The sequence below is a fragment of the Pseudomonas sp. TZ252 genome (assembly GCF_056110345.1).
In genome coordinates this window covers 3063974-3088359 of record NZ_CM148566.1, presented here as the reverse complement: position 1 = coordinate 3088359, position 24386 = coordinate 3063974, and the positions used below count along the sequence as shown (strand labels likewise).

The following is a 24386-nucleotide window of genomic DNA, read 5'->3' as shown; positions in this document are numbered from 1 at the left end:
AGTATGTCGCTGCCGACCGGTTTTGCCAGAAGCCTGGCGCAGCCGGATTGCAATTGCGCGACGGCCACCCGTCATCAATATCAAAAATTTTTGATACAGGCATTGCCGGGGTTCGGACCCGGTACTAGACTGCGCCTCCATGAGCCTTCGCGTGCCTTCGATACGACCAGACGACTACGACCCGCTCGCCGCGCTGTGCAAGGCGGCTGGCGACTCGCTGCGACTGAATGTGTTGCGCGCCCTGGCCAACGATTCGTTCGGCGTGCTGGAGCTGGCGCAGATCTTCGCCATCGGCCAGTCGGGCATGAGCCACCACCTCAAGGTGCTGGCCCAGGCCGGGCTGGTGGCGACGCGCCGCGAGGGCAACGCGATCTTCTACCGACGTTCGCTGCCCCTGGCCGAACGCACCGGCGGCGCGCTGCACGCGGCGCTGCTGGAGGAAGTGGACGAACGGGCGCTACCCGACGACGTGCGGGCGCGGATCGATGCCGTGCACGCCCAGCGCGCGGCGGTCAGCCAGGACTTCTTCGCCCGCGCGGCGGACAAGTTCCAGGCCCAGCAGGACCTGATCGCAGGACTGCCGCAATACCGTGAGAGCGTGTTGGCCTTGCTCGACGCACTGGCCTTCGCCCCCGGCGCCACGGCGCTGGAGGTCGGCCCGGGGGACGGCGGATTCCTGCCGGAACTCGCCAGGCGTTTCCGCCAGGTCACGGCGCTGGACAACAGCGCGGCGATGCTGGAACTGGCGCGCCAGCGCTGCAAGGAAGAAGGATTGGGCAACGTCCGCCTGGAATTGGCCGATGCCCTGCAGGACGCCGCCGAACCGGCCGATTGCGTGGTGCTGAACATGGTCCTGCACCACTTCGCCGCGCCGGCGGAGGCGCTGAAACAGTTGGCCCGCCTGGTCCATCCGGGCGGCAGCCTGCTGGTGACGGACTTGTGCCGGCACAACCAGGGCTGGGCCAGGGAGGCCTGCGGCGACCTCTGGTTGGGTTTCGAACAGGAGGACCTGGCCCAGTGGGCCGACGCCGCAGGGCTCACGCCCGGCGAGAGTCTTTACATTGGTTTACGCAATGGCTTCCAGATCCAGGTCCGGCACTTCGCCAGGGATGCATCCGAAAGCCGCCTCACCCACCGGTAATGTAGGAACCGATTGATGAGCGAATATTCCGTTTTCACCTCCGAGTCCGTGTCCGAAGGCCATCCGGACAAGATCGCGGACCAGATCTCCGACGCGGTGCTGGACGCCATCATCGCCAAGGACAAGTACGCTCGCGTGGCATGCGAAACCCTGGTCAAGACCGGCGTGGCGATCATCGCCGGTGAAGTCACCACCTCCGCCTGGGTCGACCTGGAAGAGCTGGTGCGCAAGGTCATCATCGACATCGGCTACGACAGCTCCGACGTCGGCTTCGATGGTGCCACCTGCGGCGTGCTGAACATCATCGGCAAGCAGTCGGTGGACATCAACCAGGGCGTCGACCGGGCCAAGCCGGAAGACCAGGGCGCCGGCGACCAGGGCCTGATGTTCGGCTACGCCAGCAACGAGACCGACGTGCTGATGCCGGCGCCGATCTGTTTCTCCCACCGCCTGGTCGAGCGCCAGGCCGAGGCGCGCAAGTCCGGCCTGCTGCCATGGCTGCGCCCGGACGCCAAGTCCCAGGTGACCTGCCGCTACGAAGGCGGCAAGGTGGTCGGCATCGATGCGGTGGTGCTGTCCACCCAGCACAACCCGGAAGTCTCCTATAACGACCTGCGCGACGGCGTGATGGAGCTGATCATCAAGCAGGTGCTGCCGGCCGAGCTGCTGCACAAGGACACCCAGTTCCACATCAACCCGACCGGCAACTTCGTGATCGGCGGCCCGGTCGGCGACTGCGGCCTGACCGGACGCAAGATCATCGTCGACTCCTACGGCGGCATGGCCCGCCACGGCGGCGGCGCGTTCTCCGGCAAGGACCCGTCCAAGGTCGACCGCTCCGCCGCCTACGCCGGCCGCTACGTGGCGAAGAACATCGTCGCCGCCGGCCTCGCCGAGCGTTGCGAGATCCAGGTTTCCTACGCCATCGGCGTGGCCCAGCCGACCTCGATCTCGATCAACACCTTCGGCACCGGCAAGGTCAGCGACGAGAAGATCGTGCAACTGGTCCGCGAGCACTTCGACCTGCGCCCGTACGCGATCACCAAGATGCTCGACCTGCTCCACCCGATGTACCAGCCGACCGCGGCCTACGGCCACTTCGGTCGTCATCCATTCGAGCTGACCGTGGACGGCGATACCTTCACCGCGTTCACCTGGGAGAAGACCGACAAGGCCGCTCTCCTGCGCGACGCCGCCGGCCTCTGAGCGACCGAGCGATAAAAAGCCCCGCTTCGGCGGGGCTTTTTCGTTTCCGGCAGGCTCAGCGCATGCGGAAGGCTTCCTGGTGGAACAGCCGCAGCGGCATGCCCTGCCGGCGCAGATCGCGGCGCAGGCTGTCGGCCAGCCCCTGCGGACCGCAGAACCAGACGCTCGGCCAGCGTCCTTCGGCGCTCTTCAGCACGCCCAGTTGCGCCGCCTGCGGCTTGCCCTGCTCGTCGCTATAGCGGATGTGCAGGGTCACGCTGGGCAGGTGTTCGCAAAGCTCGCGCAAGCGCCCGGCGAACAGCGCTTCCTGGGAATTGCGCACGCAATAGTGCAGCTCCACCGATGGCGCGCTTTCCGGCGCGGCCTGCAGCGACTCCAGCCAGGCGATGAACGGCGTCACGCCGATCCCGGCGGCGACCCAGACCTGCCGCCCGGCCAGGCCACGGCGGAAGTCGAAGCAGCCGTATGGCCCCTCCACCTCGACCCTGGCGCCGACCTCCAGGTTGTCCTGCAGGCGCCGGGTGTAGTCGCCCAACGCCTTGATGCTGAAGCGCACCTCGCCGCAGCCGCGGTCGGCGCTGGCGATGGTGAACGGATGGGCACCCTCCAGGCGGTCGCAGGTGAGAAAGGCGAACTGCCCGGCCCTGTGCGACCAGTCGCCCTGCAGCCGGCAGGTCACCTCGAGCAGGCTTTCGCCGTGCCGCTCGACGGCGGTGACCACGCCCGCATGGCGACGCGTGCGACCGATCCGCCCGCTCAGAGACAACAGTGCGCAGGCCGAACCGAGCAGTGCGCAGGCCGCCACCAGCCAGCCGGCCGGCTGGCTCCAGTAGCTGGCCGGGGCGAGCACCACGGAATGGAAGGCCAGTACCAGGTAGACCAGGGCCAACGCCTTGTGCACATAACGCCAGAGGTGATACGGGAAGCGCTGCCAGAGAGTGATCAGCAGCATCCCGCCGAGAATCCACGCCGACCATTCACCCAACTCCTTGGCCGAGCCACGGAAGACATCGAGGAAGGTTTCCACCCGCGGGCCTTTCACCGGTTTGCCGACGATACCCGCCAGCCAGGGGCCGGCCAACTCCAGCAGGTAGTGCAACAGGCCGAGGACGATGGCCAGGATGCCCGCCCACTTGTGCAGGCGGTACATGCGGTCGAGCCCGTCCAGCGGCTTCTCCAGCCAGACCGGACGCACCGCCAGCAGCATGATCAACGTCATCAGGGCGAAGGACGCTACCCCGGTAAGCAGGATCGCCTGCTTGCGCACCACCCAGATGTCCAGGCTCGCCGGCGGATCGACGGCCAGCGTCAGGCCCCAGGCCGCCAGCGCGGCGGCGAGAACTCCCCATAACAGTTTCATTGGCACCACTCCCCGACAGAACGCGCGAATCGCTGGAATGAACCCTGCGCGTCCAGTCTTAATTGTCCCTTAACTTCATGGGGGAATTAGCGAGGCCAGCGAGGTTTTCCCGCACAGCCATGACCTGCGTCAATCGTTGTCGGCCTTCAACCCCGGGGTGGGCGGAGCTATGCTGGTCCGCCGCGCCTACCGCCGAGCCGTGCCATGAAGATCCGCCTGCTGTCCGACCTCCACCACGAACATTTCGACGGGCGACGCCAACTGCCAGAGGTCGAGGCCGACGTGGTGGTGCTGGCCGGCGATATCCACAGCCACCTGGAAGGCCTGCACTGGGCCCGCGAGACCTTCGCCGACAGCGAGATCGTCTACGTCGCCGGCAACCATGAGTTCTACTCCTCGGAAATGACCGACCTGACCCAGGCGATGCGCAATATCGCCCGGGCGCTGGAGATCCACTTCCTGGAAAACGACGAAGCGCGGATCGGCCCGGCGCGCTTCCTCGGCGCCACCCTGTGGACCGACTTCCAGCTCTATGGCGCGGACGGCTATGCGCCCGCCCATGAGCTGGCCCTACAATCGATGCCGGACTTCAGCTGCATCGACTGGTTCGGTGGCGACTTCACCCCCGAGCAGAGCATCGCCCTGCACCAGGCCTCGCGCGACTGGCTCGCCGAACAGCTGGCGCGGCCCCACGACGGCCCGACGCTGGTGGTCAGCCACCACGCGCCCAGTGCGCTGTCGATCCCGCCGCAGTTCGTCGGCAACCCACTGTCGCCAGCCTTCGCTTCCAACCTCGACGAACTGGTGGCGCAGGCCGACTACTGGCTGCACGGTCACGTCCACGACGCCCTCGACTACCGCATCGGCCGGGCACGGGTGCTGGCCAATCCGGGCGGCTATCCCCACGAGAGAGGCGGGTTCCGTCCGGAATTCGTCTTCGAGGTCTGAGCCTCAGCGCGGCAACTGGCTGAAGAAGCGCCAGATTTCCGCTGGCGCGTCCAGTTCCGGGTCGCTCTTGCCGAGAATCCGCGGGAAGCGATAGTCCGGCTGCGCCAGCACGTGGCCGCCGCCATGCACGCTGAGCAGCTCCACCGGCGGATGGCCGTCTTCCTGCCAGCGCTGGCGCTCGGTCCAGACCGGGCCGGGACGGGTCAGCGGCGCCACGTCCGGCGGCGCGGCGATGCCGTTCAGGCCGGCCCACCAGCGTGCCGAGTCCAGGGTCGAGCGTACCGCGCCCCGGTCGCCGAAGCCGAACAGGCTGACCTTGCCGCCGAGATAGGGATTGATCGGATCGCGCGTGCCGTTGATCAGCAACGCCGCGGTCGGCCGCTCGACCGGCCGACAGGCATCGTTCTCCGTGGTCGGCAGGCTCGCCGCCACCGTTGCGATCGCCGCCGGCAACCCCGGTGCTTCGGCGGCCAGGCGGAAAGCCATCTGGCCGCCATTGGAGTAGCCGGCGACATATACCCGCTGCGGATCGACGCGGTATTCCTGGGCCAGCCGCGCCACCAGCGCGCGGAGGAAAGCCACGTCATCGACGTCACGCAGCCGCGCCGAATAGCTGGCGGCCTTGCGGCAATCGTTCCAGTGGCCCTCGAAGCCGTCCGGGTAGGCCACCAGGAAACCTTCTTGCGCCGCCAGCCGGTCGAAGCCGTAGCCGCTGATGCGGCGCATCTGCGCGCCGTCGCCCCGTGAGCCGTGCAGCACCACCAGCAACGGCGCTCCCTCGGTCACGCCCGGCGGCACGTAGAGCAGGTAATGCCGGCGCAGGCCCGCGACCTTCAGGCTCGAGTCCTCGCTGTGGCCGGCCAGCGCGGGGGTGCGCAGGGCCTCGTCCTGCAGCCACCACCAGGCGCCGGCGAGCAGCGCCAGGACCAGCAGCAGGATAAGCGTGCGAACCAGGCGGATCAGCGTACGCATCGCGGTTCTCCCGTTCTCGGCGTCTTCGGACAACGTTAGGCCGGGTTGCGCCGGAATGCCCGAACCATGGCCCTTCTCCAGAGACCCCGGGGCGGCGTACTTTGCTCCCGGACAACCACAACCGTGCCGTTTGCTGGCACACTTGCGCCTTTGTCACGCCGGCTGCCGCCTGCCTCATCCGCCTGCCAGGACGCTCGGCCGAGCCGTCGTCCGGCAACCGCACCGGCCGTTCGATCAAGGAGCCAACCGATGTCCATTCGTCCTTCACTGCCGCTGGCCGGGCTGCTGCTCGCCGTCTCCCTGCCGCTCTCCGCCGCCCAGCCGGGCACCATCAAAGGCGCCCCGCTCAGCGGTTGCGCCGCCAAGCAGGCCGCCATCGAGGCGAAGCTGGAAACGGCCCGTTCGTTCGCCAACGAAGGCCAGGTGGCCGGCTTGGAAAAGGCCCTCTCCGAGGTCAAGGAACACTGCACCGAAGCCGGCCTGCTGAGGGAGAACAAGCAGAAGGTGATCGACAGCGAGCGCGAGGTCAGCGAACGCGAGAAGGATTTGCGCAAGGCCATGGGCAAGGGCGATCCGGAGAAGATCGAGAAACGCAAGGCCAAGCTGGCCGAGGCCCGCGCCGAACTGGAAGAGGCCAAGAAAGGCCTGGAACAGGCCCAGGCACAGTAGGACACCAGGTACCGCCCTACGCCTCGCGCCTCCCACGCAAGGCGTATGACGCCCATGGCGTTATCCGCCATCCGCGCCGCAGCGGGACACTAGGTGCCGCCCAGCGCTGCCGCAACGGCGGATGAGCGCCAGCGCTCATGCGCCCTACCCCTCGCGCCTTCCAGGCAGGGCGTATGACGCCCGGTCCGGCCTCAGAGCGCGCGGAATTTCTTGTGGCAGGCTTCGCAGGCGTCTTCCACCGCGGCGAAGTCCTTGCGCACGCCATCCGGGGTCGGCGTGGCCTGGCGGGTGTTGTCCTGAAGACGGTTCATCGCGTCGATGAAGACCTGGGTGGCGGCCTTGAACTCCTGCTGGCGCTGCCAGACCTCGTCCTTGGCGCGGGTGTCCTCGCCCTCCTCGCCGGCCTTGGGACTGGGGAAGTACTGCCAGGGCTGGTCGGCCAGTTGGTGCAACTTCGCCGATCCGACGCGGAACTTCTCCGCGTCGAAGGGCAGGCGTCCGCGGAGCATCCCGCCCATGTCCTCGCTGGTCCGTAGCATTTCCTTGAAGATCGCCTGGCGCTTGGCCTCGGGCGAATTGGGATCCATACGGTGACAGCCGCTCAGGGCGACGCCGGCCAGCAGCACGACGAGCAGGGACTTCAGCTTCATGGCAAGGCTCTTTTTTCAGGGTCGATCACGGAAGCGGCGGATTATCCGCCGCCACCGCCGATTGATCCAGAGCCGCGCGCCCGCACTGCGGCCATAGGCCGCAGCGGGCTGCTCAGGCGGAAACCACGAAGAACGCGGCGATGAGCAGCATGCCGACGAACCAGACCAGCGAGCGCAACGGCCCCCAGTCGGCGAGGTAGCAGATGACGTAGAGCAGGCGACTGGTGATCCAGGCAATGGCCAGGCTATCCAGGGTCGCCTGCGAAGCGTTGCCGACCAGATGGGCGATGATCACCGCCGCGGCGAACGCCGGGGTCACTTCGAAAGCGTTCAACTGGGCGTTGTTGGCACGCCGGCGAAAGCCTTCGAGCGAACCGAGGAACGCCCGCGGGTCGGCGTTGGCCCGACCGCCGTAGCCCTCCCCGCCGAACTTGGCGATGGAGGTACAGACGTAAGGCAGGAAGATCGCGATCAGCACGCACCAGAAAGCTATGGTCATGGCAGTTCCTTGTAGTTGTGGAACTGCAACTCAAGCTGGCGCCGCTCGTTCTGTAAAGGCACAGCTCCTTCAGAGCTTCATCAGCAGCATTCCGGCCAGCACCAGGCCGCACGCCAGCAGGCGTGGCAGTCCGAACGGCTCGTTGAGGAAGCGCATGCCGAACAGCACCGCCAGCAGCACGCTGGTCTCGCGCAACGCTGCCGCTTCGGCGATCGACCCCAGCTGCATGGCCCACAGCACCAGGCCGTAGCTGGCCAGCACGCAGACCCCGACCGTCAGGCCGAGCTTCCACTCCAGCGCCCAGAAGCGGGCGAAGGCGCGGGTTCGCGCGCCGACGGCGATCAGCGGGAACGGCAGGCCGGAGAGCAGCGTCAGCCAGACCAGGTAGTCAAGCGCCAACGGCCAGCGCTTCAAGGCGTTGCCGTCGCTCCAGGTGTAGCCGCCGATGCACAGGCCGATCAGCAGCACCACCGGCAGGGTCCGCCAGGGCAGGCGCGAACCGCCGCCGCCCCAGAGCAGGCAAAGCATGCCGAAGGGGATCAACAGGATGCCGAGGATCTGCCGGCCGCTGAGCTGCTCGCCGCCGAACGCCAGGGTCAGGCCCAGCACCACCAGCGGCGACAGCCCGCGCATCAGCGGATAGACCAGGCCCAGGTCGCCGACCTTGTAGGCCTCGATCAGCAGTACCCGGTAGAGCAGTTGCAGGACGGTGGCGCCGAGCAGCCAGGGCCAGACTTCGGCCGGCGGCAGGCTGACGAAGGGCAACAGCAGGATGGCGCAGAGCACGCCGACCACGTCCATGCAGGCGACGACCAGCAAGCGGTCGCTGCTGAACTTGACCAGGGTGTTCCAGGTGGCGTGGAGAACGGCGGCGCACAGCACCAGGCTGGTGGCTAGCATGATGGTCCTTTTTGGTATAGACCAGGATAGTCTATCCCGGCGGAGCCTCCAGATGCTCACCCCGTTGCGGCGTTTTTCCCTGAAAGCTCCTACGAAAGCGGAGAAACATGCAGCAGACATCGTTACGTCAAACGGCTTAATCTTCGGACAATCCTGATGGACTACCATCGGCCAGCGCCGCACAGTGCCGGCCCGGCCTCCCTTATCAACGACACAGGAATCCCTGCCTTGAGCGCTCTCCTCAAGCCCCTCGACAACCGCTTGTTCTGGCCCGCGGTCGCCATCGGCGGCCTGCTGATCCTCGCTTTCGTACTCTACCTCCAGCACGTGCGCGGCTTCGCGCCCTGCTCGCTGTGCATCTTCATTCGCCTGGACGTGCTCGGCCTGGTGCTCGCCGGGATCGTCGGCAGCCTCGCCCCGCGTTCGCGGATCGCCGGCGGCATCGCCGCGCTGGGCATGCTCGCCGCCAGCCTGGGCGGGATCTACCACGCCTGGTCGCTGGTCGCGGAAGAGAGACTGGCTGCCCAGGGCATGGGCAGTTGCAAGATGTTCATGGGCTTCCCCGAATGGATACCGCTGGACACCTGGCTGCCGCAGGTCTTCCAGCCCGAGGGGCTGTGCGGCGAAGTGGTCTGGACCCTGCTCGGCCAGTCCATGGCGGTCTGGTCGCTGGCGCTGTTCGTGTTCTGCCTGCTGGCCCTGGCGGCCAAGCTGGCGTTCGGCCGCCGCACCGCCTGACAGCGCCGATATCCGTGCCGGCACAAGGAACGTGCTGGCCATTGGCTGGTCTACAATCGAGCTTTCTCAACCCGGATGAGTACCACCATGCCTCGATTCCTCAGAAATGCCCTCCTTCCCGTCCTCGCCCTGCTGCTCAGCGGCTGCGGCTACAACGCCATGCAGGCCGGCGACGAACAGGTGAAAGCCGCCTGGTCGGAAGTGCTCAACCAGTACCAGCGGCGCGCCGACCTGGTGCCCAACCTGGTCAGCACGGTGAAGGGCTATGCCTCCCATGAGGCGTCGGTCCTGACCCAGGTCACCGAGGCCCGGGCCAAGGTCGGCAGCGTGCAGCTGAACGCCGACCAACTGGACGACGAGCAGGCCGTGCAGCGCTTCCAGAAGGCCCAGGGCGAACTGAGCTCGGCGCTTTCGCGCCTGCTGGTAGTCACCGAGAACTACCCGCAACTGAAGGCCGACGGCCTGTTCAAGGACCTGCTGACCCAACTGGAAGGCACCGAGAACCGCATCGCCGTCGCTCGCGGCCGCTACGTCAAGTCGGTACAGGAATACAACGTGCTGCTGCGCCAGTTCCCCGGCGTGATCACCGCCAAGCTGTTCGGCTACAAGCCCAAGGCGAACTTCAGCGTGGAAAACGAAGCGGCCATCTCCACCGCGCCGAAAGTCGATTTCGGCAACCCGCAACCGGCGCAGTAAGCCATGCGCCGGCTGCTACTGGGCGCCGGGCTGCTGCTCGCCAGCCTGGTCGCCTGGGCCGATGTGCCACCGATACCCGCGCTGACGGCGCGGGTCACCGACCTCACCGCGACCCTTTCCGGCGACCAGCGCCAGCACCTGGAGCAACAGCTCGCCGCCCTGGAAGCCAAGAGCGGCGCGCAGCTCGCTGTACTGCTGGTCCCGACCACCGGCGACGATTCCATCGAGGAGTACGCGGTGCGTACCTTCGAGAAATGGAAGCTGGGCCAGAAGAAGGTCGACGACGGCGTCCTGCTGCTGGTGGCGAAGAACGACCGCACCCTGCGCATCGAGGTCGGCTACGGCCTGGAAGGGGCCATCACCGACGTCCAGGCCGGGCGGATCATCAGCGAGCAGATCACGCCGCAGTTCCGCCAGGGCAATTTCTATGGCGGCATCCAGGCCGGCGTGGACAGCCTGGTGCAACTGATCGATGCCGAGAAGAACCCGGACAGCGCTACCGCCAGCGCTCCCGTCGACGCCTTGCCGGCGGTTCCCGAGGCCACGCCGCCGCGGGCCCTGCCGGCACCGGTCGACGAGGGTGAGGTGTATGACAGCGCCCCGCCGGAGCCGAAGAAGAAGAGCGGCCTGAGCGGACAGCTCTGGGGCAATCCGGTCTACCTCGGTGTCTATGTGGCGGTCCTGCTCGCCGTGGCCCTGCTCGGACGCCTGCTGCCGTTGCAGTGGATGCGGCGACGCAGCATCGGCCGCTTCCTGCTTTGCAGCGCGGCGGTCGCCGGCCTGGCCTGGCTGTTGAGCATGGGCCTGTGGCAGAACGTCGACCGCGCGGCGGACGACAGTCTCGGCGTACTGGCGCCAACCCTGTTCATCTACGCCCTGTTCCTGCTTCCCGGCGAAGTGCTGATGGCCATTCTCAGCGCCATCCTCAATAGTCGCGGCGGCGGTGGGGGAGGCGGCAGCGGCGGTGGCAGCATCTTCCGCGGTGGCGGCGGCTCCAGCGGCGGCGGCGGCGCCTCCGGACGCTGGTGACGAAAAGCCCGAGGCCTGTGCCTCGGGCTTTTTTCATCGGTCGGCGACGGTTCTCGCCGATGCCGGAAGTCTTCGCCGCTATCCGGCAAACGACCGGGTAACGCGCCTCGTCAGGCGTATACCCAGAGCACCCTGACCGGCGCCTGGCTGCGGTTGGCATAGCGGCTGCGCATATGGCTGGGAATCTGGAAACCGTCGCCGGCCTGCAGGCGCAGCTCCTCGTCCTCCAGCCACAGGGTCAGCTCGCCTTCGAGCACGTAGCCGCCCTGCTCCGAGCTGTCCAGCAGGTCGCGCTCGCCGCTGTCGGCACCCGCTTCAAGGCAGGTTTCGAGCATGAAGAAGGCACCGCCAAGACGCGGCGACACCAGGTTGTCGCTGGCGCCACGAGCGTAGGCCAGGGTCCGACGCTCGCCCGGACGGGTCACCCAGGGCGAGGCCTGGGTCTTCGGCGAGCAGAAGAAGTAGGTCGCCGGCACCCCGAGCACCTGGCTGATGGCGACCAGGTCGTCCACCGCCGGCCGCGACAGGCCGCGCTCGACCTGGGAGACGAAGCCCACCGAACGGCGAATGCCGTCGGCCAGCGCCTGCAGGGTGATGCCCTTGCGCTTGCGCAATTCGCGCACCAGGCTGGCGATCTCCGCCAGGTCGTCGGCTACTTCGCTCATCTCGGCTCCGGGCCCTCTCAGAACAGGTCGCGCAAACGGTAATACGCTTTGCCCAGGGCTTCCAGCGGCGCGGCGAAGCGCTGGCCACCGGGAAACTTCGGATTGCGCAGACGCTGGTAGAGCGCCAGGGTCTCGTCGTCGCCGAGCAGCGCGTCGCTGACCGCCCTGGCCGCCGCCAGACTCGGCAGCACGCCGTGGCCGGAGTAGCCTTGCAGCCAGTAGCGGTTGCCCTGCCGGCCGATGTCCGGGGTGCGCCGCATGCTGCAGTCGATATGCCCGCCCCAGGCGTATTCCAGCGCCACCCCGCGCAACTGCGGGAACACCCGTTCGAGATAGGGCCGGGTGGCGGCGCGGATGTCGCTGGGCATGCCGCCCAGGTAGGTGCAGCCGCCGCCGAACAGCAGGCGGTGGTCCGGGGTCAGGCGGAAGTAGTCGAGGACGAACTGGTTGTCGGTCACGCAGCAGTTGCGCGGCAGCAACGACTTCGCCCGTTCCTCGCCGAGCGGCTCAGTGGCGACCTGATAGGTGCCCACCGGCAGCATCCGTTGCGACAGCTCGCTGTCCAGCCCGTCGATGTAGGCGTTGCAGGCCAGCACCAGCGCCGCGCAGCGGATCTCGCCGTGCTCGGTACGGACCCGGTAGCCGTCGCCCTCCTCGCGATAGTTCAGGGCCCGGGTCCGCTCGTGGATACGCCCGCCGGCGCGCTCGATGGCGGCGGCCAGGCCGAACGCCAGCTTGAGCGGATTCAGGTGTGCGGCGTGGGGATCGTAGAGACCGGCAAGGTAGCGCTCGCTGGCGATCCATTCGGGCAACTCGTCCTTCGCCACGAAGCGTAGCCCCTCGTAGCCCCAGCGACGGTTGGCCTCGGCCTGCCAGTCGTAGAGCAGGCCGACCCGGCGCGGCAGGATCGCCGTCCATAGGTGGCCGACCCGGTAGTCGCAGTCGAAGCCATGTCGCTGCGGCAACTCGCGCATCTCGCCGGCCGCCCAGAGCATGCCGTCCCAGAGACGGCGTGCGCCTTCGTAGCCGAGGTCGGCCTCCAGCGGCGGCAGGTCGCTGGACCAGCCGGGCAGCGCCTGCCCGCCGTTGCGCCCGGAGGCCGCCCAGGCGATCCGGCTGGCTTCGATGACGCATACCTGGCGCCCGCCTTCGACCAGCCGCAGCGCCGTGTGCAAGCCGCTGAAACCGGCGCCGACCACCAGCAACTCGCAGTCGAGGTCGCCCTCCAGGGACTGGCGCGGCTGGATCAGTTCGGGATTGACGGCGGCGTAGTAAGTGCCGACATGCTCGTTGGATTGCAGGAACATCGCGACCTCCGTGAAATTATATTGGTTATTTTTCATGAAAAATAACACTTAAAATTTCACGACACCAGTCCCGAGCATTCGCAAACGGCCGGCAGGATGCCGTCGCGCACCAGCAGAGGCAGAGGGGCAAATATTCGAAAGGAGGCGGGAAGCCCCCCGCCAGAGCGAAACTGGCGAGGGGAACAGACGTGCGGACGGCGCGGCTCGCGCCGCGGAGAAAAGGTGCACGACCACGGGCGGGGGCATGCCGGGCGTGCTGCGCCAGTGTCGGCGCCGACGGGAGCGGGCGACAGGTACGAATGCACCAGCCGCCCTGGTGCATTCGTACCCTCTTCGTTTATTTGCGCCCGTTGCCGTTGCGCGGCTCCGGCGCGAATCCGCGTTCGCGTGCCCAGACGATGGCCTCGCCACGGCTGTGGACATCGAGCTTGGCGTAGATGGTCGCCACGTGGTTGCGCACGGTGTTCGGCGCCAGGCCCAGTTCCTTGGCGATCTCCTTGTCCGCCAGGCCCTGGCAGATGAGGTCGAACACCTCGCGCTCGCGCGCAGTCAGGTCGGCCAGTTCGGCGCCGGTGCCCGGCGCGTTGGCGCGGCGCACGTTGGCGAGCTTTTCGATCAGGGTGCGGCTGAACCAGGAAGCGTCCTGCATCACCGTCTCGATGGCGTGCACCAGCTCCATTTCGGTGCGCCGCCGGTCGCTGATGTCCAGCAAGGCCACCAGCACGCAGTCCTGCTCGTTGAGGCTCACCGCCTCGGCCGAGACCAGGCAGTCCAGGCCGTTGCGATCCTTGTGCTGCAGGCGCAGCTGGACGTTGCGCACGCTGCCGCTCTGCGCCAGCAGCTCGCCCAGGCGCTCGGCGCCGCCGTCCTGCCACAGCCCGCAGGCGACGGTGGACTCGCCGAGCAGTTCCTCGGCCTGGTAGCCGAAGGTTTCGCTGAAGGCCTGGTTGATGTCCAGCGCCTGCAGGTCGTCGCCGTACAGCACCAGGCTCGGCACCGGTGCCATGCGGAAGGCCTTGGCGAAGCGCTCCTCGCTCTTGCGCAGGGCCTCCTCGGCCTTCTTCCGCGGTTCGAGATCGGTGAAGGTGAAGAGCATGCAGGCCTCCTCGCCGACCTCTATCGGTTGCCCGGCGACCACCACGCACTTGCGTCCGCCCTCCGCCACCCGCAGGCTCGCCTCCATCTGCGGGATGGTCTCGCCGGCGCCCAGGCGCTCCACCGCCAGTTCGCGGCGCTCGGCCTGGTCGAGTACGTCCAGCTCGTACACCGAACGGCCAATCACCTGGTCGCGGGTATAGCCGGTCATTTCCAGGAAACCGACATTGACCTTCACGTAGCGGTAGTCGCTGAGCCGGCAGATCACCGCCGGCGCCGGGTTGGCATTGAAGGTCTTCTCGAAGCGCTGCTCGGCGCTGGCCCACTCGGTGGCGTCGTGGAGGATCAGCACCAGGCAGTCGGGCTTGTCCTCGGGGGTGGTCAGCACCAACCCGCGCACGCGGTGCACCCAGCGGGTGTCCTCGTCGGCGGCGGGAAACACTTCCACCACCACGTCGCTGAAGCACTCGCCAGCCACCAGGCGCTCGGCCGGGTACTGGCCCTCCTGCAGCGGATGATTGTTGCGGTAGCGCAGGCGAAAGCGCTCGCGATACTCGCCGGTATCGGCGCCCAGGCCTTCCAGCGAATCGACGCCGTGCATCGCCAGGGCCGCCTCGTTGGCCCAGAGGATGCGCTGGTCCGGCTCGATCAGGATCACCCCTTCGGTAAGACCGGCGATGATCTGCTGCAACTGGCGGCGGTCGGTCTGGGTACGCAGTACCTGGTCGTTCATGCTGTTCCTCTTGGATGGAGCGATTTTCCGGGGGCAGCAAGGATGCCCGCCCGCCCTGACCGCGCACGCGTGACGATTGCACTAGCGGTGCTAGTGCATTTGCATCGCGAAACGATAGCGGAGGCACCCCTACCCTGGCGATACAGGAAGCAATGTCCGGGCGGGAAGCCCAGACGCCGCGCCGGCCGGGAGGCTACGCCGCCCCTCGGTCCCGAGGTCGTCGACGCATCCACCCGACTCGCCCTGCACGAGAAGAAAGCCCCATCCCCTTGCATGAGCGATGCGATGAGCAAGAACAAGCACCCCGATCTCGGCGAGATCCAGCGCAGCCTAAACCAGGCGCTGGAAGGCTACGACTGCCAGTGCCGGATGCACTACGACGGCACCGTCAGTATCAATGTCGCCGCCCGAGAGCACGACGAAACCTTCACCTTCGTCGGCATCCAGCCCGGCGAGCTGGACAACCCCACCCGCCTGCACCTGTTCGCCGAAAGCCTGCGTCGCGACCTGGCACTACTGGAGCCCTGGTTGGGAAAGCACGCAGCCTAGAATAAAAAAAGCGCCCCACAGGACCAAAACGACGTCCGGAGGCGCATGCGAGGACAGAGGAATCTTTCTGGCGATCAGGCCCGGCGTGCGATCTCCGCCGGCCGATGCGCCAGGTAATCGAGCAACAGGAACAGCACCGGCGCCACCTCGCGGCAATGCGCGACACCCTGGCGGATCCTCCCGGCGCTCTGCACCGCCCCTTCCCGTTGCAGGTCCTGCGGGCAGGCATCGAGCAGCGCCTCGATGCTCTCCGCGGTGCTTTCCAGGTGACATTGCAGGCCGATAGCCTGCTCGTTCCAGATGAAGCCCTGGTTGGCGCAGGCAGCCGAACCATAGAGCGGCACGCTGCCGGCTGGCAGGTCGAAGGTCTCGCCGTGCCAGTGGAACGCCATCAGCCGTTCCGGCAGGCGCTCGCCCAGCGGCGAGCCCAGCGCCTGGCTGTACCTGTGCAGCGGCCACCAGCCGATCTCCGCCTGGCGTCCCGGGCGTACCGCAGCCCCCAGCGCCTGGGCCAGCAGCTGCGCGCCGAGGCAGATGCCAAGGACCTTCTTGCCGGCATCCAGCGCCGCGCGGATCAAACGCTTCTCCGCCACCAGCCAGGGATATTGCGCTTCGTCGTGGACGCTCATCGGCCCGCCCATCACCACCAGCAGGTCGAAGCTGTCCAGCGCAGGCAGGTGGGCGTCGGCGTAGAGGTAGCAGACGTGCTCGTGCTCGCAGTGGCGGCCGATCCAGTCGCCGATCCGCGCGCTGCCTTCGAAGGGAACGTGTTGCAATACCAGGGCGCGCATCAGGCCACCTCCTCGTGTCGGTTGGCGACCCGGGCCAGGGCCCGTTCCAGTCGCCGCAGCATTTCGTCGACGTTGGCCCGGCTCACCGTCAGCGCCGGGGAAAAACGCAGGCAGTGCGGCTGCGGCGCGTTGATCAGCAGGCCTTCGCCGAACGCCGCGCGAACCACCGCCGGCGCGCGCTGGCCGATCAGCGGCAGCCCCCAGAACAGTCCCTGGCCGCGCAGCGGACCATGCCCATAGCGACGCGCGACACGGGCCAGGCCATCGCGCAGGTGGGTGCCCTGCTCGCGCACCTGCTCCAGGAAACCCGGCTCAAGCACGGTATTCAGTACCGCCAGCCCGGCAGCGGTCATCAACGCGTTGCCGTGGTGGGTGCCAAGCTGGTCGCCCGGTTCGAAGCAGCAGGCGTTGCCACGCGCCAGCAGCGCCGACAGCGGCACCCCGGCGCCGAGGCCCTTGCCGAGGGTAACGATGTCGGCGCGTACCCCGTACAGTTCCTCCGCCAGCAGCGCGCCGCAGCGGCCGATGCCGGTCTGCACCTCGTCGAGGATCAAGAGGACGCCACGCTGTCGGCACAGCCGCTCGATGCCACGCAGGTAGTCGAGGGTCGCCGGGATCACCCCGGCATCGCCCTGCACCGGCTCCAGCATCACCGCCACCGTCTCTTCGTCGATGGCCGCAGCCATCGCGTCGAGGTCGTTGAACGGCACCCTGGCGAATCCCTCCAGGCCATGCTGCGCCGGCTTGCCACAAGCCGTCAGGGTGCCCGAGGTACGTCCATGGATGCTGTTGACAGTGCTGACGATCCGTTGCGCGCCGCCGCGATGCAGGCGGCCCCACTTGCGCGCCAGGGCGATGGCCGCTTCGTTGGCCTCGGCGCCGCTGGTGAGGAAGTAGGCCTGGTCGCTGCCGGTCGCCAGGCACAGGCGCTGCGCCAATGCCAGCACCGGCCGGTTGAGCAGGCCGGGGCCGGCGCTGACCAGCTCCCGCGCCTGCCGGGCCAGGGCCTGGACCAGCACGCTGGGACTGTGGCCAAGGCAGTTCACCGCCAGGCCCTGGGTAAAGTCGAGGAAGGCGCGTCCGTCGCTGTCCCACAGCCACGAGCCCTGGCCACGGACGAACACCTGTTCGGGCCGTTCCTGGGTGCGCATCAGGCGCAGGCTATCCAGCGCATCAGCCATCTTTCAGTTCCTCGGTCATGTACTCCACCGCCAGCAAGCGCACGCCCTGCGGCCCCTGTTCCAGCAGCCGGCGGCTTTCCCGGCGCGTTTCGATGCGCAGTTCGAAGCCGTCGCCGGCGGGGAAGCGGTGGCGCATCAGCTCGCGCACCTCGGCAAAGCGCGCGGCGCTCACCGTCATGCTGGCCAACAGCCGGCCGGACTGGCTCAGGGTGATCAGGTAGTCGCTCAAGAGGCATGCTCCCGGTAATCCGACGGTCCGCGCAGGCGCGGCCCCCAGTCTTCCACCACGCCGCTGGACAGGCGTTTCGCCGCTGTCTTGCGCCAACGCTGGGATAGCGCGTCGCAGGCCATCATCTGGCGCAACCCGAGAGGCTCCAGGGGATCGCCGAAATACCACTGCAACAGGCGGGCGACGGTCAGTTCAGGGTAATGCCGCTGGACCAGCTTCAGCTGGTCCCCGGGAGTCACCATGCCGCTGCGCAGGACCCGATAGAACCAGCCGCAGCGGCCGCCGCTCTGCAATTCGTCGGGCAGCTCGGGAAGATTCCAGCGCTGGCCCTGGCGATAGCAGGGCGAACGCGGCTGGCTGACTTCCAGCAGGGCATCGCCCCAATGGAACTGGTCGCCGATGCAGACCTCGGCTTCGGTGATGCCGTAGGTCGAGATGTTCTCGCCGAACGCCGGCAGTTGCCAGCGGTTCAGCGGGTGGCGCTTGCGCCAGTAGCGGTAGTGCTCGGCGGGATAGTGATGGAGAGCGCGCTCGAGGCCGCCGTGGTGGCGGATGTCGGCCTGTTCGTCGCCGGGCAGGCCATCGTGGCCCAGCCAGAACTCCTGCTCGACCGGCAGCTTGTCGATCGCGCTGACCAATCCGCCCCAGGTTTCTTCGACTTTACCTATGAAAACACCGTTTACGACTATCTGCTCCATTGCTCCGCGACCACCCGATGTACCGCCAATGCAGCTAGACTAGTGCCTCACGCGGGACCCACTCCATTTCGATTTTCCAGTTTCATCGATAAGAACAGCTTATGGATTTTCGCCAACTCCGCTATTTCGTCGCGCTCTACGAGGAAGGCCACGTCGGCCGCGCCGCCGAACGCCTGGCCCTGTCGCAACCGGCCCTCTCGCAGCAGATCCGCCAGTTGGAGCAGAACCTCGACGTCTCGCTGTTCCAGCGCAGCGGCAAGCGCCTGCTGCCGACCGTCGCCGCCCACACCCTGTACAACCATGCGGTACCGCTGCTGGAGGGATTGGAAAGGGCCCGCGAGGCGATGCGCGTATTCCGCGGGCAGACCCCGCGCAGCCTGGCGATCGGCGTGCTGCAGACGGTCAACGCCAGCCTGGTGCCGTACATGGTCGAACGCCTGCACGCCGCGCAGCCGCATCTGCGGGTGCAGATCTACGAACTGTCGGGAATCGACATCGAGCGGCGCCTGCTCACCGGCAACCTGGACATCGGCATCGGTTTCCTGCCGCCGCGCCAGCCGGGCCTGCACAGCGTCGAGCTGTACGAGGACGAATTGCAGCTGGTGATCCCCGAGGAACACCCGTTGAAGGAATTCAGGAAGGTGTCCCTGGCCCAGGCCGCGGAGTTGCCGATGCTGCTGCTCGGCGAGGAGTTCCGTGCGCGCCAGATCTGGCAGGAGCAACTCGCCGCGATCGGCCGGCGGCCGCGGGTGCAGGCGGAACTGAACCACATGAGCGGGATTCTCGACAGCCTGCCGCAGACCCGCTTCGCCACCGTTCTACCGGGCAAGGCACGGCAGATGCACTCGAACCAGCGGCTGCTGTGGAAACCGCTCAGCGAACCGCGCATCCCGCTGAAGGTCGGCCTGGTCTACCGCGACGCGCAACGCCAGCACGCCAGCGTCGAGCTGCTGCGCTCGCTGCTGGAAGGCGTGGTCTGAGCGACGCGGTTTTCCTCGGGCAATAAAAAACCCCGCCTTTTGGGCGGGGTTTTGCAGACCTCTATCCTGACATCCGTGCTACGCCACCATCCATGGTGGATTCCCTGAGTTTCCGTATTGTCTTTGGCGCTTCCTGCGCAATGTCCTGACGGTTTGAAGATTACGCATCTCCGCGAGGGGGAGAAAGCAGCCAAAACCACCGCCGTTTGTAAGCCTTGGCTTACACGCTGTAATAGTTCCGCTCGCCGGACCGACGGCAACACCCAGCCGCCGGGAGCTTGCCGTGCGTCAAGATGATCTGCGCCGGGCCCGCTACAGTGGCCAGTCCCCTCATCATCGCGAGCCTTCCCAGCATGGAATTCCAGCGCGTCCACCAGCAGTTGCTGCAAAGCCACCACCTGTTCGAACCGCTTTCTCCCGTCCAGCTCCAGGAACTGCTCGCCAGCAGCGACCTGGTCAACCTCGACAAGGGCGCCTACGTGTTCCGCCAGGGCGAGCCGGCGCACGCCTTCTACTACCTGATTTCCGGCTGCGTGAAGATCTACCGGCTGACCCCGGAAGGCCAGGAGAAGATTCTCGAAGTGACCAACGAACGCAACACCTTCGCCGAGGCGATGATGTTCATGGACACCCCGAACTACGTGGCCACCGCCCAGGCCGTGGTGCCCAGCCAGCTGTTCCGTTTCTCCAACAAGGCCTACCTGCGCCAGTTGCAGGACAACACCCCGTTGGCCCTGGCCCTGCTGGCCAAGCTCAGCACCCGCCTGCACCAGCGCATCGACGAGATCGAGACGCTTTCCCTGAAGAACGCCACCCACCGCGTGGTGCGCTACCTGCTGACCCTCGCCGCCCACGCGCCGGGGGAGAACTGCCGGGTGGAAATCCCGGTGGCCAAGCAACTGGTGGCCGGTCACCTGTCGATCCAGCCGGAAACCTTCTCGCGAATCATGCACCGCCTCGGCGACGAGGGCATCATCCGCCTCGACGGCCGCGAAATCAGCATCCTCGACCGCGAACGCCTGGAGTGCTTCGAGTGAACAGCGCCGCCGCTTGATCGCGGTCAAGCGCGCCACGGCCCGTCCGCCGGCAAGCTGGCGGGGTCGAGCCCGCGAGAACGCCCATGCGCCAATGCCTGTATTGCCTCCATGAAACCGAAGGCGCGGAAAGCGCCTGCGAACAGTGCGGCATGCCGCTGCCCAGCGCTTCCCAGCGCCAGCTCCAGGGTCGCCGGCAGCGGCGCTTCGCCTGGTTCTGCGTCGGGCTGGCGCTGTTCTGCCTGGGCATGATGCTCTGGTTGCCGCGCGATGCTCCCTGAGGCATCTCAGCGGCGCAGGCGCCGATAGAGCTGGAGCAGGCGCTCGGGCAACTGCCCGGCGCGCTCGACCAGCGCGAAGCCGTCGGCGCCGAACAGGTAGGGCAGGTAGTCCGCCGCCTCCTTGTCGATGGTGATGCAGAACGGCACCAGTCCCTGGCTGCGCGCCTCGATCACCGCCTGGCGGGTGTCCTCGATGCCGTAGCGGCCCTCGTAGCGGTCCAGGTCGTTGGGCTTGCCGTCGCTCAACAGCAACAGCAGGCGACGCTTCTGCGGCTGCCCGCCGAGCACCTGGCTGGCCCGGCGGATCGCCGCGCCCATCCGCGTGTAGTAGCCCGGCGAGAGCGCCAGCACGCGACCGCGGACCTCGCCGCCGTAGCCTTCGTCGAAGTCCTTCAGCACCTGCCAGCGCACCTGCTGCCGGCGCACCGAGGAAAACCCGTACAGCGCGAAGGGGTCGCCCAGTGCCTGCAACGCCTCGCCGAACAGCAGCAGGCTGTCGACGATGCTGTCGATCACTCGCCGCTGGTCGTCGAGGTAGGCTTCGGTGGACATCGACAGGTCCGCCAGCAACAGGCAGGCGAGGTCGCGCCGGCGCGGCCGCTGTTCGAGGAACAGGCCTGGCTGGGTGGAACCGCCGCGCCGCCGCTCGACCTGGAAGTCGAGCCAGGCATCGAGATCGATCTCGTCGCCTTGCGGCTGCTGGCGCAGGCGTTGGCGGCCGTCGCGCAGGCAGGCGAACTGGCGGCGCAGATGCAGCGCGGTCTTCTCCAGGTGCGCCGGCAGGCTGCCGCTGGTCGCGCCGCGCGGCCGCATCGGTTGCAGCAGCACGTGGTCGCTCAGCAGGCGCTGCTGCCGATAGTCCCACTCGGGCAGCTTCAGCCCGGGGCCGAGCGGCAGGTCATCGTAGTCGGCGGCCGGCAGGTCGAGATCCAGGCGCAGGCCGCCGCCCTTCTGCGTGCGCTGGCGCGACAGCGACAGGTAGTCGAGGTCTTCGGCGACGCGCGCGCCGTCCGGGTCGTCCTCGTCGTCGCTACAGCGGTCCAGGGCCAGGTGCTCCGACCAACTGAGCAGGCTTTCCAGGCGGAACAGCAGCAGGTTGCGCTCGCTGTCGCGCTCCTCGACGCGCTCGGCGCGCTTGCGCGCTCCGCTGCGGGCGACCTGGCGCTTGCCGGCGCCGGCGGCCGCTTCCTCGCCGTCCTCCGCGCTGGCGGAAGGCGTCCAGCGCTCGCCGGGATACAGCCACAGCGGCACCGGCCAGGGCGCCCGCTCGACTCGCGGGAAGCGCTCGACGCTGCCCGGCTCGGCAAGCGCGCGGCGCAGGGCGATTTCCAGTTCGGCGTCTGCCGCCGGGCAATCGTCCAGCGACGGGCGCTGGCGCAGATGCGCGGCGACCAGCCGGGCGTAGCGCGGGCGCAGCGCCGGATAGGCATCGAGCAACTGCCGCGCCCAGCGCTGGTTGTCCTGGGCCCAGTGCCGCAGCGGCCCGGCGCTGGCCGCCAGCAGCGCCAGCCAGCGATACAGTTCGCGGTTCAGCTCGGCCTGCGGATAGACCGCGAGGGATTCCGGCAGGCGCAGGCTGTCGCCGTTGAACCAGGACACCGGGGCCTGCTCGCAGGTCCCGGCGACCCGCTGCAACCAGGTGCGGCGTAGCAGCAGGCGGCGCGCCGGGGTCGCCTCGAGGGCTACCCCCGGTGCGCCGCCGAGCGCCCGGAAGAGCATGCCGAGCGGACGCCGCATGCTCTCCAGGGTCACCCGCGCCGCCTCGAACTCGCCGCTGGCATGGCGGGTGATGAAGCGGTGCCAGTGGGCGCCGACCCATTCCTCCAGCTCGACGGCGAAGGCCATCTCAGGCGGCCGCCTTGCCGCGCCGGAAGCTCAGCAGGTAGGCGACCAGGCCGATGAGGAACACCACCCCGGCGCCTTCGCGCAGCCAGTAGAAGATCGCCAGCTGGTCCTGGGTGGCCATGAAGGTCATCGCCGCGCCGTCCGCCGGCATCCGTTGCAGCCAGACCTGCAGCACCCCGGCCGCGGAGAGGAACAGGGTGATGAACACCATCGCCACGGTCATCAGCCAGAAGCCCCACATCTCCAGGACCTGCGAGCGGTTGTCCATCGCCTCGCCGATCCCGCGCAGGCGCGGCATGGCGTAGGAGATGATGGTCATCACGATCATCGCGTAGGCGCCATAGAAGGCCATGTGGCCGTGGGCGGCGGTGAGCTGGGTGCCGTGGGTGTAGTAGTTGACCGGCGCCAGGGTATGCATGAAGCCCCACACTCCCGCGCCGAGGAAGGCCATCACTGTGGTGCCCATGGCCCACAGCGCGACCGCGCGGTTCGGATAGTCGCGGCGGCGGCGGTTGATGGTGTTGAAGGCGAACAGCACCATGGCGAAGAACGGCAGCGGCTCCAGCGCCGAGAATACCGAGCCGAGCCACAGCCAGTAGCCGGGCACGCCGATCCAGAAGTAGTGGTGGCCGGTGCCGATGATGCCGCTGATCAGCGCCATGGCGATGATCACGTAGAGCCACTTCTCGATCACCTCGCGGTCGACCCCGGTGATCTTCACCAGCACGAAGGCGAGGATCGCACCCATGATCAGTTCCCACACGCCTTCCACCCACAGGTGCACCACCCACCACCAGTAGAACTTGTCGCGGGTGAGGTTTTCCGGGTTGTAGAAGGAGAACAGGAACAGCAGGGCGAGGCCGATCAGGCCGGTCATCAGGACCATGCTGATGGCGGTCTTGCGCCCGCGCAGCACGGTCATGCCGACGTTGAACAGGAAGCCCAGGGCGACGATCACGATGCCCGCCTTGCTGATGGTCGGCTGTTCGAGGAACTCGCGGCCCATGGTCGGCCACAGTTCGTTGCCGGTGAGCCTGGCCAGGCCGGCGTAGGGCACCAGCAGGTAGCCGAGGATGGTCAGCACGCCGGCGGCGGCGAATACCCAGAACAGGATCCAGGCCAGCTTCGGGCTGTACAGCTCGCAGTCGCTCTCCTCCGGCACCAGGTAGTAGGCAGCGCCCATGAAGCCGAACAGCAGCCAGACGATCAGCAGGTTGGTGTGCACCATGCGCGCGACGTTGAAGGGGATCGCCGGGAACAGGAAGTCGCCGACCACGTACTGCAGGCCCATGATCAGGCCGAACAGGATCTGCCCGACGAAGAGGATCAGGGCGAACACGAAGTAGGGTTTGGCGACCGCCTGCGAGGCGAATTTCAGGGAGCCATTGGGCGACATCATCAACCCTCCTTGTTCGGCGGCCATTGGTTGGTATCGATCTTCGAGCTCCACTTGAGGAACTCGGCCAGGTCGTCGACCTGGCCCTCGCTGAGATGGAACTGCGGCATGGCGCGGCGGCCCGGCACGTTCAGCGGCTGGATCTTCATCCAGGCCTGGAGGAAGGTGTTGAAGCCCTCCTCGCCGCCACGGCGTCCGACCACGTTGCCCAGCTCCGGCGCGAAGTAGGCGCCCTCGCCGAGCAGGGTGTGGCAGCCGACGCAGTTGTTCTGTTCCCAGACCAGCTTGCCGCGCACCACCGCGGCGCTCATCGCGGCCTCGTTGGTGCGCTCGGGCAGGGTCTTCTCGGTGTGGTAGGTCAGGGCCAGGAACAGCAGGATGAAGAACACACTCCCGCCGAAATAGATGTTCCTGGCCATGCCTTTGGTAAAGGTCTCGGACATGCGGCCTCCTGGAATGGGTGGTGCGGCGATTCTAGGAAGCGGTGGCGGCGAACCCGCTTGATGGCAATCAAGATTCCCGAACGATTTACTCAGTTATTCATCCGCGCCAGGTACAGCGCAGCGCCCACCGCCAGGGCCATCAGCAGCGGCCAGGCCAGCAGCAGGCGGCGCCATAGCGCCGGGGCATGGGCCAGCTCCATGAAGCGCTCGCCGATCAGCCAACCCTTGGCCACCGCGCAGGCCAGCACCGCCGCCAGCAGCCAGGGAGAGTCGCCGGCGCCGCCCAGCAGCACACCGGTCACGGCCAGCGCCAGCAACGCCAGCCAGCAGAGGGTCAGGGTTCGCATCGGC

General features: G+C 67.5%; 27 protein-coding genes. 11 read left to right on the top strand and 16 right to left on the bottom strand.

Annotation, left to right across the window (positions count from 1 at the left end):
- The first annotated feature begins 139 nt into the window (after window positions 1-139).
- The gene (locus ACYAF3_RS14225; RefSeq protein ID WP_003113231.1) at window positions 140-1141 is read left to right on the top strand and encodes an ArsR/SmtB family transcription factor; all 1002 of its coding nucleotides are present in this window, start codon (window positions 140-142) and stop codon (window positions 1139-1141) included.
- A 15-nt stretch (window positions 1142-1156) separates the two neighbouring features.
- Window positions 1157-2347, top strand: coding sequence for a methionine adenosyltransferase (gene metK / locus ACYAF3_RS14220; protein WP_003084948.1), 1191 nt, complete (start codon window positions 1157-1159; stop codon window positions 2345-2347).
- 55 nt (window positions 2348-2402) lie between these two features.
- On the opposite strand, the gene ACYAF3_RS14215 is transcribed toward metK, so the two are convergent.
- Window positions 2403-3707 carry a ferredoxin reductase family protein gene (locus ACYAF3_RS14215; RefSeq protein WP_025270843.1) on the bottom strand — a complete coding sequence of 435 codons (1305 nt, stop codon included), beginning with the start codon at window positions 3705-3707 and terminating at the stop codon, window positions 2403-2405.
- Between the two features lie 204 nt (window positions 3708-3911).
- On the opposite strand from ACYAF3_RS14215, the gene ACYAF3_RS14210 reads away from it, so the two are divergent.
- Window positions 3912-4655, top strand: coding sequence for a metallophosphoesterase (locus ACYAF3_RS14210; protein WP_003101593.1), 744 nt, complete (start codon window positions 3912-3914; stop codon window positions 4653-4655).
- A 3-nt stretch (window positions 4656-4658) separates the two neighbouring features.
- Here ACYAF3_RS14210 and ACYAF3_RS14205 read toward each other — a convergent pair whose 3' ends face one another.
- Window positions 4659-5627, bottom strand: coding sequence for a CE1 family esterase (locus ACYAF3_RS14205; RefSeq protein WP_003129152.1), 969 nt, complete (start codon window positions 5625-5627; stop codon window positions 4659-4661).
- A 249-nt stretch (window positions 5628-5876) separates the two neighbouring features.
- On the opposite strand from ACYAF3_RS14205, the gene ACYAF3_RS14200 reads away from it, so the two are divergent.
- Window positions 5877-6296 (top strand): DUF1090 domain-containing protein, encoded by a 420-nt coding sequence (locus ACYAF3_RS14200; protein WP_015649728.1) that lies wholly within the window; start codon window positions 5877-5879, stop codon window positions 6294-6296.
- Window positions 6297-6487: 191 nt separating this feature from the next.
- On the opposite strand, the gene ACYAF3_RS14195 is transcribed toward ACYAF3_RS14200, so the two are convergent.
- The 3 genes from ACYAF3_RS14195 to ACYAF3_RS14185 form a co-directional block, all read right to left on the bottom strand.
- Complete coding sequence (locus tag ACYAF3_RS14195) at window positions 6488-6946, bottom strand: c-type cytochrome (protein ID WP_009875756.1); 459 nt, start codon at window positions 6944-6946, stop codon at window positions 6488-6490.
- Between the two features lie 112 nt (window positions 6947-7058).
- Window positions 7059-7445 carry an MAPEG family protein gene (locus ACYAF3_RS14190; RefSeq protein ID WP_003101585.1) on the bottom strand — a complete coding sequence of 129 codons (387 nt, stop codon included), beginning with the start codon at window positions 7443-7445 and terminating at the stop codon, window positions 7059-7061.
- A 69-nt stretch (window positions 7446-7514) separates the two neighbouring features.
- On the bottom strand, window positions 7515-8345 hold the full coding sequence (locus ACYAF3_RS14185) for a DMT family transporter (protein WP_023518308.1): 831 nt from the start codon (window positions 8343-8345) through the stop codon (window positions 7515-7517).
- A gap of 228 nt (window positions 8346-8573) precedes the next feature.
- On the opposite strand from ACYAF3_RS14185, the gene ACYAF3_RS14180 reads away from it, so the two are divergent.
- The 3 genes from ACYAF3_RS14180 (at window position 8574) to ACYAF3_RS14170 (ending at window position 10808) form a co-directional block, all read left to right on the top strand.
- Complete coding sequence (locus ACYAF3_RS14180) at window positions 8574-9083, top strand: disulfide bond formation protein B (protein ID WP_003084926.1); 510 nt, start codon at window positions 8574-8576, stop codon at window positions 9081-9083.
- Window positions 9084-9170: 87 nt separating this feature from the next.
- Window positions 9171-9779 carry a LemA family protein gene (locus ACYAF3_RS14175; RefSeq protein ID WP_003084923.1) on the top strand — a complete coding sequence of 203 codons (609 nt, stop codon included), beginning with the start codon at window positions 9171-9173 and terminating at the stop codon, window positions 9777-9779.
- Between the two features lie 3 nt (window positions 9780-9782).
- The gene (locus ACYAF3_RS14170; RefSeq protein WP_003121802.1) at window positions 9783-10808 is read left to right on the top strand and encodes a TPM domain-containing protein; all 1026 of its coding nucleotides are present in this window, start codon (window positions 9783-9785) and stop codon (window positions 10806-10808) included.
- Window positions 10809-10918: 110 nt separating this feature from the next.
- On the opposite strand, the gene ACYAF3_RS14165 is transcribed toward ACYAF3_RS14170, so the two are convergent.
- The 3 genes from ACYAF3_RS14165 to ACYAF3_RS14155 all read right to left on the bottom strand — a co-directional run bounded on the left by ACYAF3_RS14165 (window position 10919) and on the right by ACYAF3_RS14155 (window position 14608).
- Window positions 10919-11473, bottom strand: coding sequence for a helix-turn-helix domain-containing protein (locus ACYAF3_RS14165; RefSeq protein WP_003084911.1), 555 nt, complete (start codon window positions 11471-11473; stop codon window positions 10919-10921).
- A gap of 17 nt (window positions 11474-11490) precedes the next feature.
- On the bottom strand, window positions 11491-12780 hold the full coding sequence (locus ACYAF3_RS14160) for an NAD(P)/FAD-dependent oxidoreductase (protein WP_031756023.1): 1290 nt from the start codon (window positions 12778-12780) through the stop codon (window positions 11491-11493).
- 337 nt (window positions 12781-13117) lie between these two features.
- On the bottom strand, window positions 13118-14608 hold the full coding sequence (locus ACYAF3_RS14155) for a helix-turn-helix transcriptional regulator (RefSeq protein WP_003101568.1): 1491 nt from the start codon (window positions 14606-14608) through the stop codon (window positions 13118-13120).
- Between the two features lie 285 nt (window positions 14609-14893).
- Here ACYAF3_RS14155 and ACYAF3_RS14150 point away from each other — a divergent pair, with 285 nt between their 5' ends.
- Window positions 14894-15157 (top strand): hypothetical protein, encoded by a 264-nt coding sequence (locus ACYAF3_RS14150; RefSeq protein WP_003084903.1) that lies wholly within the window; start codon window positions 14894-14896, stop codon window positions 15155-15157.
- A 74-nt stretch (window positions 15158-15231) separates the two neighbouring features.
- Here ACYAF3_RS14150 and ACYAF3_RS14145 read toward each other — a convergent pair whose 3' ends face one another.
- The 4 genes from ACYAF3_RS14145 to ACYAF3_RS14130 are packed head-to-tail and all read right to left on the bottom strand — an operon-like array spanning window position 15232 to window position 18056.
- On the bottom strand, window positions 15232-15948 hold the full coding sequence (locus tag ACYAF3_RS14145; RefSeq protein WP_003084901.1) for a type 1 glutamine amidotransferase: 717 nt from the start codon (window positions 15946-15948) through the stop codon (window positions 15232-15234).
- The gene (locus tag ACYAF3_RS14140; protein WP_003101564.1) at window positions 15948-17129 is read right to left on the bottom strand and encodes an aspartate aminotransferase family protein; all 1182 of its coding nucleotides are present in this window, start codon (window positions 17127-17129) and stop codon (window positions 15948-15950) included. The genes ACYAF3_RS14145 and ACYAF3_RS14140 overlap by 1 nt, the downstream gene beginning before the upstream one ends.
- Window positions 17122-17358 carry a hypothetical protein gene (locus ACYAF3_RS14135; RefSeq protein ID WP_034077079.1) on the bottom strand — a complete coding sequence of 79 codons (237 nt, stop codon included), beginning with the start codon at window positions 17356-17358 and terminating at the stop codon, window positions 17122-17124. Before ACYAF3_RS14135 ends, ACYAF3_RS14140 begins: the two co-directional genes overlap by 8 nt.
- A complete protein-coding gene (locus ACYAF3_RS14130) occupies window positions 17355-18056 on the bottom strand; it encodes an MOSC domain-containing protein (protein ID WP_003160865.1) in 702 nt (233 codons plus the stop codon). Before ACYAF3_RS14130 ends, ACYAF3_RS14135 begins: the two co-directional genes overlap by 4 nt.
- A gap of 101 nt (window positions 18057-18157) precedes the next feature.
- Between ACYAF3_RS14130 and ACYAF3_RS14125 the strand changes: the two genes are divergently transcribed.
- The 3 genes from ACYAF3_RS14125 to ACYAF3_RS14115 all read left to right on the top strand — a co-directional run bounded on the left by ACYAF3_RS14125 (window position 18158) and on the right by ACYAF3_RS14115 (window position 20351).
- On the top strand, window positions 18158-19036 hold the full coding sequence (locus tag ACYAF3_RS14125) for a LysR family transcriptional regulator (protein ID WP_003084893.1): 879 nt from the start codon (window positions 18158-18160) through the stop codon (window positions 19034-19036).
- 353 nt (window positions 19037-19389) lie between these two features.
- Window positions 19390-20073: a transcriptional regulator Dnr gene (gene dnr / locus ACYAF3_RS14120; RefSeq protein ID WP_003084891.1), complete on the top strand. Its 684-nt coding sequence runs from the start codon at window positions 19390-19392 to the stop codon at window positions 20071-20073.
- 83 nt (window positions 20074-20156) lie between these two features.
- The gene (locus ACYAF3_RS14115) at window positions 20157-20351 is read left to right on the top strand and encodes a hypothetical protein (protein ID WP_003101553.1); all 195 of its coding nucleotides are present in this window, start codon (window positions 20157-20159) and stop codon (window positions 20349-20351) included.
- Between the two features lie 6 nt (window positions 20352-20357).
- Here ACYAF3_RS14115 and ACYAF3_RS14110 read toward each other — a convergent pair whose 3' ends face one another.
- The 4 genes from ACYAF3_RS14110 to ACYAF3_RS14095 all read right to left on the bottom strand — a co-directional run bounded on the left by ACYAF3_RS14110 (window position 20358) and on the right by ACYAF3_RS14095 (window position 24382).
- The gene (locus ACYAF3_RS14110; RefSeq protein WP_116349910.1) at window positions 20358-22196 is read right to left on the bottom strand and encodes a nitric oxide reductase activation protein NorD; all 1839 of its coding nucleotides are present in this window, start codon (window positions 22194-22196) and stop codon (window positions 20358-20360) included.
- A 1-nt stretch (window position 22197) separates the two neighbouring features.
- Window positions 22198-23595 carry a nitric-oxide reductase subunit NorB gene (gene norB / locus ACYAF3_RS14105; RefSeq protein ID WP_003084883.1) on the bottom strand — a complete coding sequence of 466 codons (1398 nt, stop codon included), beginning with the start codon at window positions 23593-23595 and terminating at the stop codon, window positions 22198-22200.
- On the bottom strand, window positions 23595-24035 hold the full coding sequence (gene norC / locus ACYAF3_RS14100; protein WP_003084881.1) for a nitric oxide reductase subunit NorC: 441 nt from the start codon (window positions 24033-24035) through the stop codon (window positions 23595-23597). The genes norB and norC overlap by 1 nt, the downstream gene beginning before the upstream one ends.
- Window positions 24036-24124: 89 nt before the next feature.
- Window positions 24125-24382 carry a cytochrome C oxidase subunit IV family protein gene (locus ACYAF3_RS14095; RefSeq protein ID WP_003113239.1) on the bottom strand — a complete coding sequence of 86 codons (258 nt, stop codon included), beginning with the start codon at window positions 24380-24382 and terminating at the stop codon, window positions 24125-24127.
- Between the last annotated feature and the right edge of the window lie 4 nt (window positions 24383-24386).

What these genes read in the sequence shown, in the direction of transcription:
- ACYAF3_RS14175 (WP_003084923.1), top strand. Translation starts at nt 9,171, where the DNA reads ATGCCTCGATTCCTCAGAAATGCCCTCCTTCCCGTCCTCGCCCTGCTG.
- ACYAF3_RS14215 (WP_025270843.1), bottom strand. Translation starts at nt 3,707, where the DNA reads ATGAAACTGTTATGGGGAGTTCTCGCCGCCGCGCTGGCGGCCTGGGGC.
- ACYAF3_RS14190 (WP_003101585.1), bottom strand. Translation starts at nt 7,445, where the DNA reads ATGACCATAGCTTTCTGGTGCGTGCTGATCGCGATCTTCCTGCCTTAC.
- metK (WP_003084948.1), top strand. Translation starts at nt 1,157, where the DNA reads ATGAGCGAATATTCCGTTTTCACCTCCGAGTCCGTGTCCGAAGGCCAT.
- ACYAF3_RS14140 (WP_003101564.1), bottom strand. Translation starts at nt 17,129, where the DNA reads ATGGCTGATGCGCTGGATAGCCTGCGCCTGATGCGCACCCAGGAACGG.
- ACYAF3_RS14110 (WP_116349910.1), bottom strand. Translation starts at nt 22,196, where the DNA reads ATGGCCTTCGCCGTCGAGCTGGAGGAATGGGTCGGCGCCCACTGGCAC.
- norC (WP_003084881.1), bottom strand. Translation starts at nt 24,035, where the DNA reads ATGTCCGAGACCTTTACCAAAGGCATGGCCAGGAACATCTATTTCGGC.
- ACYAF3_RS14150 (WP_003084903.1), top strand. Translation starts at nt 14,894, where the DNA reads ATGAGCAAGAACAAGCACCCCGATCTCGGCGAGATCCAGCGCAGCCTA.
- ACYAF3_RS14155 (WP_003101568.1), bottom strand. Translation starts at nt 14,608, where the DNA reads ATGAACGACCAGGTACTGCGTACCCAGACCGACCGCCGCCAGTTGCAG.
- ACYAF3_RS14225 (WP_003113231.1), top strand. Translation starts at nt 140, where the DNA reads ATGAGCCTTCGCGTGCCTTCGATACGACCAGACGACTACGACCCGCTC.
- ACYAF3_RS14170 (WP_003121802.1), top strand. Translation starts at nt 9,783, where the DNA reads ATGCGCCGGCTGCTACTGGGCGCCGGGCTGCTGCTCGCCAGCCTGGTC.
- ACYAF3_RS14115 (WP_003101553.1), top strand. Translation starts at nt 20,157, where the DNA reads ATGCGCCAATGCCTGTATTGCCTCCATGAAACCGAAGGCGCGGAAAGC.
- dnr (WP_003084891.1), top strand. Translation starts at nt 19,390, where the DNA reads ATGGAATTCCAGCGCGTCCACCAGCAGTTGCTGCAAAGCCACCACCTG.
- ACYAF3_RS14200 (WP_015649728.1), top strand. Translation starts at nt 5,877, where the DNA reads ATGTCCATTCGTCCTTCACTGCCGCTGGCCGGGCTGCTGCTCGCCGTC.
- ACYAF3_RS14165 (WP_003084911.1), bottom strand. Translation starts at nt 11,473, where the DNA reads ATGAGCGAAGTAGCCGACGACCTGGCGGAGATCGCCAGCCTGGTGCGC.
- ACYAF3_RS14130 (WP_003160865.1), bottom strand. Translation starts at nt 18,056, where the DNA reads ATGGAGCAGATAGTCGTAAACGGTGTTTTCATAGGTAAAGTCGAAGAA.
- ACYAF3_RS14145 (WP_003084901.1), bottom strand. Translation starts at nt 15,948, where the DNA reads ATGCGCGCCCTGGTATTGCAACACGTTCCCTTCGAAGGCAGCGCGCGG.
- norB (WP_003084883.1), bottom strand. Translation starts at nt 23,595, where the DNA reads ATGATGTCGCCCAATGGCTCCCTGAAATTCGCCTCGCAGGCGGTCGCC.
- ACYAF3_RS14160 (WP_031756023.1), bottom strand. Translation starts at nt 12,780, where the DNA reads ATGTTCCTGCAATCCAACGAGCATGTCGGCACTTACTACGCCGCCGTC.
- ACYAF3_RS14185 (WP_023518308.1), bottom strand. Translation starts at nt 8,345, where the DNA reads ATGCTAGCCACCAGCCTGGTGCTGTGCGCCGCCGTTCTCCACGCCACC.
- ACYAF3_RS14095 (WP_003113239.1), bottom strand. Translation starts at nt 24,382, where the DNA reads ATGCGAACCCTGACCCTCTGCTGGCTGGCGTTGCTGGCGCTGGCCGTG.
- ACYAF3_RS14125 (WP_003084893.1), top strand. Translation starts at nt 18,158, where the DNA reads ATGGATTTTCGCCAACTCCGCTATTTCGTCGCGCTCTACGAGGAAGGC.
- ACYAF3_RS14195 (WP_009875756.1), bottom strand. Translation starts at nt 6,946, where the DNA reads ATGAAGCTGAAGTCCCTGCTCGTCGTGCTGCTGGCCGGCGTCGCCCTG.
- ACYAF3_RS14205 (WP_003129152.1), bottom strand. Translation starts at nt 5,627, where the DNA reads ATGCGTACGCTGATCCGCCTGGTTCGCACGCTTATCCTGCTGCTGGTC.
- ACYAF3_RS14210 (WP_003101593.1), top strand. Translation starts at nt 3,912, where the DNA reads ATGAAGATCCGCCTGCTGTCCGACCTCCACCACGAACATTTCGACGGG.